A 9,304-nucleotide genomic window follows, 5' to 3' on the forward strand; every position below is an offset into this window, starting at 1 on the left:
GTTCCGGCCCCCTGCGAGGCTGTGACCTGTAGGTGTTCCCGAATCGGCGTCCGCTCTCCCTCGTTTTACTTGGAAATCCAAGCAAAATTGCAGGTCAGAGGGGTTATGCGGATCTGTGGACCACTGGGTAACGTGCATCGTGCAGGGGCTCACCGGGGCACTTGTCACGCCTGTTCCCGGCCGAGCCGCACCCACCCCGTGCGCGGGAGGGAGCAGGCGAGCCTTCTCTTCCTGTCTCTCAGGGGCAGAGGGATGACCAGCTTCCGGAAGATCCCGGAGGCCGGACCGACGGAGGAACACACGTGACTGCCAAGAAGGCGCCGGTGAAAGCCGCCGCCGCGCCGGCGAAGACCGACGCGAAGGCCCCCGCCCGCCGCTCCACCGGCGCGAGGACGGCGGCCGCCACGAACGCGAAGGCGAGCACCTCCCGCACCCGCAAGAGCGTCTCGGCGCAGAGCGGCCGGGCGAAGAGCGGGGCGGCCGTGGCGCCGGAGCCCGCCGTGGACCCGGACCAGCCGATCCAGCTGCTCACCCCCGAGGGCGAGCGGATCGCGAACCCCGAGTACGACCGGTTCGTCGAGGGCATCACGTCCGAGGAGCTGCGCGGGCTGTACCGCGACATGGTCCTGACCCGCCGTTTCGACTCGGAGGCGACCTCGCTCCAGCGCCAGGGCGAGCTGGGGCTGTGGCCCTCGCTGCTGGGCCAGGAGGCCGCGCAGATCGGTTCCGGGCGCGCGCTGCGCGAGGACGACTACGTCTTCCCGACCTACCGCGAACACGGTGTCGCCTGGTGCCGCGGGGTCGACCCGACCCTGCTGCTGGGCATGTTCCGCGGCGTGAACAACGGCGGCTGGGACCCCAACAGCAACAACTTCCACCTGTACACGATCGTGATCGGCTCGCAGGCGCTGCACGCGACCGGGTACGCGATGGGGGTCGGCCTGGACGGCGCCGACTCGGCGGTCGTGGCCTACTTCGGGGACGGCGCCTCCAGCCAGGGCGACGTGGCGGAGGCGTTCACCTTCTCGGCGGTCTACAACGCGCCGACCCTCTTCTTCTGCCAGAACAACCAGTGGGCGATCTCCGAGCCCACCGAGCGCCAGACCCGCGTACCGCTGTACCAGCGCGCCCGCGGCTACGGCTTCCCCGGTGTCCGGGTGGACGGCAACGACGTGCTCGCGGTCCTCGCGGTCACCCGTGCCGCCCTGGAGCACATCCGCTCGGGCCAGGGCCCGATGCTGGTCGAGGCGTTCACGTACCGCATGGGCGCCCACACCACCTCCGACGACCCGACGAGGTACCGCGCCGACGACGAGCGGGTCTCCTGGGAGGCGAAGGACCCGATCGAGCGGCTGCGCACCCATCTGCTCGCCGGGGGCCACGCGGACGAGGGCTTCTTCTCCGACCTGGAGGAGGAGAGCGAGGCGATGGGGCGCCGGGTACGCGAGGCGATCCGCGCGATGCCCGACCCGGACCGGCTGGCGATCTTCGAGAACGCCTATGCGGACGGGCACGCCCTCGTGGACGAGGAGCGCGCGCAGTTCCAGGCGTACCAGGCGTCGTTCGCGGATGTTCCCGCCGGTGGAGAGGGCAAGTGACCATGGCAGTCGAGAAGCTGGCGCTGGCCAAGGCGATCAACGAGTCGCTGCGCACGGCGATGGAGGCGGACCCCAAGGTCCTCGTCATGGGCGAGGACGTGGGCAAGCTCGGCGGTGTCTTCCGGGTCACCGACGGGCTCCAGAAGGACTTCGGTGAGAGGCGGGTCATCGACACCCCGCTCGCCGAGTCGGGCATCGTCGGCACCGCGATCGGGCTGGCGCTGCGCGGCTACCGGCCGGTCGTGGAGATCCAGTTCGACGGGTTCGTCTTCCCGGCGTACGACCAGATCGTGACGCAGCTCGCGAAGATGCACGCGCGCGCCCTGGGCAAGATCAAGCTGCCCGTCGTCATCCGTATCCCCTACGGCGGCGGCATCGGCGCGGTCGAGCACCACAGTGAGTCCCCGGAGACGCTGTTCGCGCACGTCGCGGGCCTGAAGGTGGTCTCGCCCTCGAACGCCTCGGACGCGTACTGGATGATGCAGCAGGCCATCCAGAGCGACGACCCGGTGATCTTCTTCGAGCCGAAGCGGCGTTACTGGGACCGGTCGGAGGTCGACCGGGAGGCCATCCCGGCGCCGCTGCACGGGGCGCGGGTCGTACGCGAGGGCCGGGACGTGTCGCTCGTCGCGTACGGGCCGATGGTCAAGGTGTGCCTGGAGGCGGCGAAGGCGGCCGAGGAGGAGGGCACCTCGATCGAGGTCGTGGACCTGCGTTCGATGTCACCCGTCGACTTCGACACCGTGCAGAGTTCGGCGGAGAAGACGGGCCGGCTGATCGTCGTGCACGAGGCGCCGGTGTTCCTCGGTACGGGCGCGGAGATCGCCGCGCGGATCACCGAGCGGTCCTTCTACCACCTGGAGGCCCCGGTCCTGCGGGTCGGCGGCTACCACGCGCCGTACCCGCCGGCGCGGCTGGAGGACGAGTACCTGCCGGGCCTGGACCGGGTGCTCGACGCCGTCGACCGCTCGCTGGCGTACTGAGAGACGGGAGAGGGGTCGTGACGACGATGACGCAGCAGTCGACTCGCTTCCGCGAGTTCAAGATGCCCGATGTGGGCGAGGGCCTGACCGAGGCCGAGATCCTCAAGTGGTACGTCCAGCCGGGCGACACGGTCGAGGACGGACAGGTCGTGTGCGAGGTGGAGACGGCGAAGGCGGCCGTCGAGCTGCCCATCCCCTTCGACGGGGTGGTGCGTGAGCTGCGCTTCCCCGAGAACACGACGGTGGACGTGGGCCAGGTGATCATCACGGTGGACACCGGGGGCGGGGACGCGGACGAGGAGCCGGAGCCCGCCGGGGAACCGCGGGCCGACGCCGTTCCGCTGCCGGGCAACGAGGACGGGGAGGACGCGCCGAAGGTCCGGACGCCGGTCCTCGTCGGCTACGGGGTCGCCGAGTCCTCGACGAAGCGCAGGCCGCGCAAGGGCGCGGCTCCGGCCGGGACGGTGAACGGCACGCAGGCCGTCGCGGTCAGCGTCACCCCGACGGAAGCGGAGCCGCAGGCCGCACCGGAGCCGCAGGCCGGGGCGGCGGCGGACGGGGGGCGTCCGCTGGCGAAGCCGCCGGTGCGCAAGCTCGCGAAGGACCTCGGCGTGGATCTCGCGCGGGTCGTGGCGAGCGGTCCGGACGGCGTCATCACGCGGGCGGACGTGCACGCGGCGGCGGCCCCGGCCCCGTCCGCACCGGAGTCCGCGCCGCGGGCCGGGACCGCGCCGGAGGCCCCGGAGCCGTACGAGACGCCGCGGCCGCCGGCGGAGGCGTCCGCCCCGGTGGCCGGCGCTCGGGAGACCCGGGTCCCGGTCAAGGGGGTGCGGAAGGCGACCGCCCAGGCCATGGTCGGTTCGGCGTTCACCGCCCCGCACGTCACCGAGTTCGTGACGGTGGACGTGACGCGCACGCTGAAGCTCGTCGAGGAGCTGAAGTCCGACAAGGACATGGCCGGTCTGCGGGTCAATCCGCTGCTCCTGATCGCGAAGGCGCTGCTGGTCGCGATCAGGCGCAACCCGGAGGTCAACGCGGCCTGGGACGAGGCGAACCAGGAGATCGTGCGCAAGCACTACGTGAACCTGGGTATCGCGGCGGCCACCCCGCGCGGTCTGCTGGTGCCGAACATCAAGGACGCCGACGCGATGACGCTGCCGCAGCTGTCGGCGGCGCTGGGCGAGCTGGTGTCCACGGCGCGCGAGGGGCGTACGTCTCCGGCGGCGATGCAGGGCGGCACGGTGACGATCACCAACGTCGGTGTCTTCGGCGTCGACACCGGTACGCCGATCCTCAACCCGGGGGAGTCCGCGATCCTCGCGGTCGGCGCGATCAAGCCGCAGCCGTGGGTGCACAAGGGCAAGGTGAAGCCGCGTCAGGTGACGACGCTCGCCCTGTCCTTCGACCACCGGCTGGTCGACGGTGAGCTGGGCTCGAAGGTGCTCGCGGACGTCGCCGCGATCCTGGAGCGGCCGAAGCGGCTGATCACCTGGGGCTGAGGCCGCCGGCTGCCGAAGGGGCGCCCTCGCCTGACCTGAGGGGACATCACAGGAGGCCGGTCACCGCGTGCGCGGTGACCGGCCTCCTGTGCCCCTCCCCGGGTCCGGGGGCGACGGCGCTTCCGGCTAGCCCCAATGGGCCGGTCAGGTGCCCGGCGGGTCCGTCCGGCCCGTCCCCTCGGCCGGTCAGTCGCGCTGCGCGGCCTTCGGGAGCGTCCGCAGCTGCATGCTCTTCGCGCTGGTCGACTTGAACGCGTAGTCCATGATCTTCGCGGCGTCCTCGTACCGCTTGGCGTCGTTGAGGATCACCCCGGCGACGGTCTTGCCGTTACGGGTCGCGGCGAACACGAGGCAGGGCCCGGCGGCGGTGCCCGTACCGGTCTTGACGCCGATGGCGCCCTTGTAGGAGCCGAGCAGCTTGTTGGTGTTGTACCAGGTGTACGTGCGCGCCTTTCCGTTCGAGGCGGTCGCCTTCTGCTTGCTCGTCGTCGTCTTCACGACCGTCTTGAAGGTGCTGTTCTTCAGCGCGTGCTGAGCGAGCAGCGAGGCGTCGCGCGGCGTCGTGTAGTTGTTGCCCTTCGAGGAGATCCCGTCGAAGGAGTCGTACTTGCTGTTCTTCATGCCGAGCGACTTGGCCTTCGCGTTCATCTTCGAGATGAACGACTTGGTGCGGGCCGAGACGGTCGAGCCGGTGCCGAAGGTGTCGGCGAGCGCGTAGGCCGCGTCGCAGCCCGAGGGCAGCATCGTCGCGTACAGCAGCTGGCGCACGGTGAGCTTGTCGCCGGTGCGCAGATCGGCGGTGCTCGCGCCCTCCTTGACGACGTAGTCGCGGTACGTCTGCTTGACGGTGACCTTCTTGTCGAGGTTCAGCCCCTTCGTGTCCAGGACGACGGCCACCGTCATCATCTTCGTCGTGCTGGCCATCTGGCGCTTCGTGTCGGCCGCCTTGCTGTACAGCGACTTGCCGGACTTGGTGTCCAGCAGGTACGCGCCCTTCGCGCTGACCGAGGGCGCGGTCGCCGCCTGCGCGGAACCGGCGAGCGGCGAGGCCACGAGGACGGCGCCGGTGGTGAGGGCGACGGCCGCGGTACGGCGGGATCTGATACCGAGATTCACAGAACGCTCCGAAATGGGCGGAAAGATGCGGGAGGGCGGCCGGTTACCGGAACGGTACGGCTGCCCTTGACTGAGACTCCTGAGCCGTTTGCGGAGTTGCACGGTAGACGCGGCGAGTTGTCGCCGGTGTCCTGACGTTCACTCGGACCGCCTTCCCGGAGCGCGGGGATCCACGTCCCCCCGGTGTGAGGACGGGGTGGGGATTCGGAGGAGGCGACCGAACGGGACGGACGGGCGAGCGGGTTGAGACCAGACGAGCCGTCGGGACACGTGCCGGGCGCTGCCCCGCGGGCCAGGACGCCGCCGGGCTCTCGCAGCGAGGCCCCGCCGTCCCCACCCGCCCGCCGTCGCGGCGTCTGCCTGCCGTCCCGGAGCCCCGTCGCGGTGCGTGTCACTTGATGACAAGACGTCGCTTGGGGGACGCGGAACGACGGGTGACGAGGTGCCGCCATGGTGACGGAGGTGAAGCGGGGCGCGGGGGGCGAGTGAGCGGCGGCCGTCCACCGCGAGAGGCGGCTGGGGCTGCCGGCCGTGGCGCGGGGCGCGGACCCCTCGTCGGTCGCGGTGGACGGGTGGACGACGGCCGTGTTCTCGGCGAAGGCCGAGGGGGGTGACGAGCGTGTTCCCGGGCAAGGAGCGCCGCGAGCGCAGACAGCGGTTCAAGGCGCTCGCCGCGCACTACGACGGCATCGTTCCCGGGCTGCGCGGGGCGCACTACGTACGACGGCATCGTTCCCGGGCCGCGCGGGGCGCCGCGCGACTCGTACCTGCCGGGCCGCGCGGCTGGGGGCAGCTGGGGGCGGCTGGGGGCGGCCGGGGGCAGCGCACACCGGCCCGGCCCCGCACGGGAGGCCGCGCGCCCTCCGCAGGCTTCACGACCGGGTCCGGCTCAGGACCGCGCGTCTTCCGTAGGCGTCGCGACCAGCCCGGCTCAGGACCGCGCGCCTTCCCGCACCGTGGTCCCCGGCCAGGGGCACCCCGCACGGCCTTCACCTGGCGGTCTCTCGTTCCCCACAGCCCTTTGGCAGACTCCTGATCATGGCCATACGTCCTTTCACGCGCCGATGGGCCGCCGCAGCGGGGGCCGCCGCCCTGGTGTGGGGCTCCGGGTCCCTGCCCGCACACGCCGAGAGTGCCCGGAGCGCCGAGGACGCCCAGGTCCGGCTCGCACTGGACGCGCCCCGGATGTACGCCCTGTACAACGCCGACGAGGGCGCCGACGCGCTGGACGACGGGCTGCTCGTCCGGGTCTCCCGCAAGGGCGCCGCGCCCGCGCGGAACGTACGGCTCACGGTCGACGCGCGCTCGCTGACCGGGCTGGTCGGCAGGATCAGCGGCCGGCACTGCCACGGCGGCGACACCCCCGGCGTCTTCACGTGCACCTACGGCTCCGAGCTGAAGTGGAACACGAAGAAGAACCCGTTCGCGGTGCGCGGCAAGGACGGGGTGCGGCCCGGGGAGTCCGGCACCGTCCGCTACACGCTCACCGCCGACAACGCCCCCACCGTGCACGGCAGTACGCGGGTGCGGATCGCCGGGCCCGGCGTCGTGCAGAGCGAACGGCTCAAGGTGAGCGACGTGCGGCCCGGCAGCTCCTTCCGGTTCACCCCGGCCTTCGCCAACCCCACGGGGCTCCGCTCCGACAAGGGGTTCGCGCTCGTCCTGCGCGGGTACGGCGACGCGCCCGCCCTGGCCCGTGAGCACAGCAACTGCTTCTACGCGAAGAAGGACCCGGCCGCCGCCTGGTGCGAGTTCCCCGGGCGGATCGAGCCGCACACCGGGTACCGCACCTCCGTTCCGCTGACCGCGAAGGCGGACCGGGACATGGCCTCCCAGAACCTCTCGTACGAGATCAGCTACCAGGAGCGCACCAGCTGGACGGCGTTCGAGCAGGAGGGCGTCGAGTTCACCGAACGCGGCCACGGCGCGCCGCTGACCCTGGAGCACACGGACGAGGACAAGCTCCCCGCACCGCACGACGCCCGCACCGAGGTCCGCGTGCGCACCACCTCGCACGTCGACTACGCCGCCGTCGGCGGGACCGTGCGCGGAAAGGCGGGGGACACCGTCGAGCTGCCGCTCGGGGTGCTGGACAAGGGGCCCGGCCAAATTCCGGGGGACGGCAGGGAGGGCCGCTACGAGGTGACGGTGCCCGAGGGGACGACCGTCACCTCCATCCCGTACGAGATCGACGGCGACCGCGTCGACTGGGGCTGCGACCGGCCCAAGAAGTCCGGCGGTGACGAGCGGACGTTCGTCTGCCACCTGGGCGGCGCCCAGTTCGGGCCCCTCGCCCCCGGTGAACGCGCCCTCAACACCTTCCGTATCCGTATCGACCGGGCCGTACCGGGCGCCCGGGGTTCGGTGCGGGCCTTCGGGGCGTACGACCGCACCCCCGGCAACGACAAGGCCCCCCTCGCCGTGGAGGTGGAGGGGGCGCCCCGGGACGGCGGAGTCTCCTGGGCGCTGCCCACGGGGGTGGCGGCGGTGGTGGTGCTGGCCGGGCTCGCGGGCTACGTCCTGGTGCGAAGGCGCCGCCGCGCCTGATCGCCGTGCGAGGCCGACTCGTGGATGCGTCTGATCGCCGTGCGGGGCCGACTTGCCCCCGCGCCTGATCGTCGTACGGGGCAACTTGTCCCCGCGTCTGATCGTCGTGTGGGTGGTCCCCTCGTCGTCGCGCGCGTCGCGCGGGTGCGGGAGGGGCCGACCTCTCGGCAGGGCCGGCGGCCGGAGCGCCGAGGACTACAGGGCCGGAGAGGCGGCCCCGCTCCCCCGAGGGCCCGGCTCCTCCGGTTCGCCCCCGTTGCCGCCGCAGCCGGGCGGCGCGGTCCGCAGGACGGTCCGTACCGCCGTGTCGATCTGCCGCGGTGTGAGGTCGGCCCGCGCCGTCAGCCGCAGCCGGGAGACGCCGTCCGGCACCGACGGGGGCCGGAAGCAGCCGACCGCGAGGCCGGCGCCGCGGCAGTCGGCCGCCCAGCGCACCGCCTCCCCGGCGGAGGGCGCCCGGACGGAGACCACGGCCGCGTCCGGCCGTACGGCGGTCAGGCCGGCCGCCGTCAGCCGCTCGTACAGGGCGGTGGCGACCGTGCGGGAGCGGCCCGCGCGTTCCGGTTCCCGGCGCAGCAGCCGCAGGCTCGCGAGGGCGGCGCCCACGGCGGCGGGCGCGAGGCCGGTGTCGAAGATGAAGGTGCGGGCGGTGTTGACCAAGTGGTCGACGACCCGGGCCGGTCCGAGGACCGCCCCGCCCTGGCTGCCCAGGGCCTTGGAGAGGGTGAGGGTCGCGACGATCCCGTCCCCGCCCGCGAGACCGGCGGCGGCGAGCGCTCCCCGTCCTCCGTCGCCGAGCACGCCCAGGCCGTGGGCGTCGTCGACGAGCAGGGCGGCGCCCTCGGCCCGGCAGACGCGGGCCAGCCGGGACAGCGGAGCGGCGTCGCCGTCGACGGAGAACACCGAGTCGGTGACGGCCAGGGCGCGCCCCCGGTGGGCGTGCAGGGCCTCGCGTACGGCCTCGGGATCGGCGTGCGGGACGACGACGGTCCCGGCCCGCGAGAGCCGGCAACCGTCGACGACGGACGCGTGGTTGCCGGCGTCCGACACGATCAGGGAGCCGCGCGCGGTGAGGGCGGTGAGGGCGGCGAGGTTGGCCGCGTAACCGGAGGAGAGGACGAGGGCCGCCTCGAAGCCGCAGAAGTCGGCGAGTTCGCGTTCGAGTGCGGCGTGCAGCGCCGTGGAACCGGTGACCAGGCGCGAACCGGTCGCCCCCGCGCCCCAGGTCCGGGACGCCTCGACGGCGGCGGCGACGACTTCGGGGTGCCGGGTGAGGCCGAGGTAGTCGTTGCCGGCCAGGTCCAGCGGCTCCGGTCCGGCGGAACGCGGGCGCAGGGTACGGGTCAGTCCGGCGTCCGCGCGGCGGCGCGCCTCCTCGTCGATCCAGTCGAACGGGGCGAAGGCCATCAGCGGTCCTTTTGTAGGCAGCCCACAGACCCTAAGGGCTGTCCCGTAACCCCTCCCTAAGGGCTGTCCCGTAATCCCTGGCGGGCGCGCGACGACAGCTGCGGCACCTCGCCGCGTTGCCGAAACGCCCGAATCGCTCCGCGATGAGGGCGCT

General features: G+C 72.7%; 6 protein-coding genes. 4 read left to right on the forward strand and 2 right to left on the reverse strand.

Going from position 1 to position 9,304, the window contains the following annotated elements:
- Positions 1 to 302 precede the first annotated feature (302 nt).
- Genes pdhA through ACFYMP_RS24060 form a run of 3 tightly spaced genes read left to right on the forward strand, consistent with a single transcriptional unit; the run spans position 303 to position 4,080 of the window.
- Positions 303 to 1,598, forward strand: a complete 1,296-nt coding sequence (gene pdhA / locus ACFYMP_RS24050) for a pyruvate dehydrogenase (acetyl-transferring) E1 component subunit alpha (RefSeq protein WP_388861296.1) — start codon at positions 303 to 305, stop codon at positions 1,596 to 1,598.
- Positions 1,599 to 1,600: 2 nt separating this feature from the next.
- The gene (locus ACFYMP_RS24055) at positions 1,601 to 2,581 is read left to right on the forward strand and encodes an alpha-ketoacid dehydrogenase subunit beta (RefSeq protein WP_388861341.1); all 981 of its coding nucleotides are present in this window, start codon (positions 1,601 to 1,603) and stop codon (positions 2,579 to 2,581) included.
- A gap of 17 nt (positions 2,582 to 2,598) precedes the next feature.
- Complete coding sequence (locus ACFYMP_RS24060) at positions 2,599 to 4,080, forward strand: dihydrolipoamide acetyltransferase family protein (protein WP_388861299.1); 1,482 nt, start codon at positions 2,599 to 2,601, stop codon at positions 4,078 to 4,080.
- A 186-nt stretch (positions 4,081 to 4,266) separates the two neighbouring features.
- On the opposite strand, the gene ACFYMP_RS24065 is transcribed toward ACFYMP_RS24060, so the two are convergent.
- Entirely contained in the window at positions 4,267 to 5,196 is a 930-nt protein-coding gene (locus ACFYMP_RS24065) for a D-alanyl-D-alanine carboxypeptidase family protein (RefSeq protein WP_388861302.1), read from the reverse strand.
- Between the two features lie 1,038 nt (positions 5,197 to 6,234).
- On the opposite strand from ACFYMP_RS24065, the gene ACFYMP_RS24070 reads away from it, so the two are divergent.
- The gene (locus ACFYMP_RS24070; protein WP_388861305.1) at positions 6,235 to 7,743 is read left to right on the forward strand and encodes a hypothetical protein; all 1,509 of its coding nucleotides are present in this window, start codon (positions 6,235 to 6,237) and stop codon (positions 7,741 to 7,743) included.
- A 195-nt stretch (positions 7,744 to 7,938) separates the two neighbouring features.
- Here the strand turns inward: ACFYMP_RS24070 and ACFYMP_RS24075 are convergent, their stop codons facing one another.
- Positions 7,939 to 9,150, reverse strand: coding sequence for an 8-amino-7-oxononanoate synthase (locus ACFYMP_RS24075; RefSeq protein WP_388861308.1), 1,212 nt, complete (start codon positions 9,148 to 9,150; stop codon positions 7,939 to 7,941).
- Between the last annotated feature and the right edge of the window lie 154 nt (positions 9,151 to 9,304).

Source organism: Streptomyces sp. NPDC007088 (assembly GCF_042869355.1).
Taxonomy (GTDB): Bacteria; Actinomycetota; Actinomycetes; order Streptomycetales; family Streptomycetaceae; genus Streptomyces.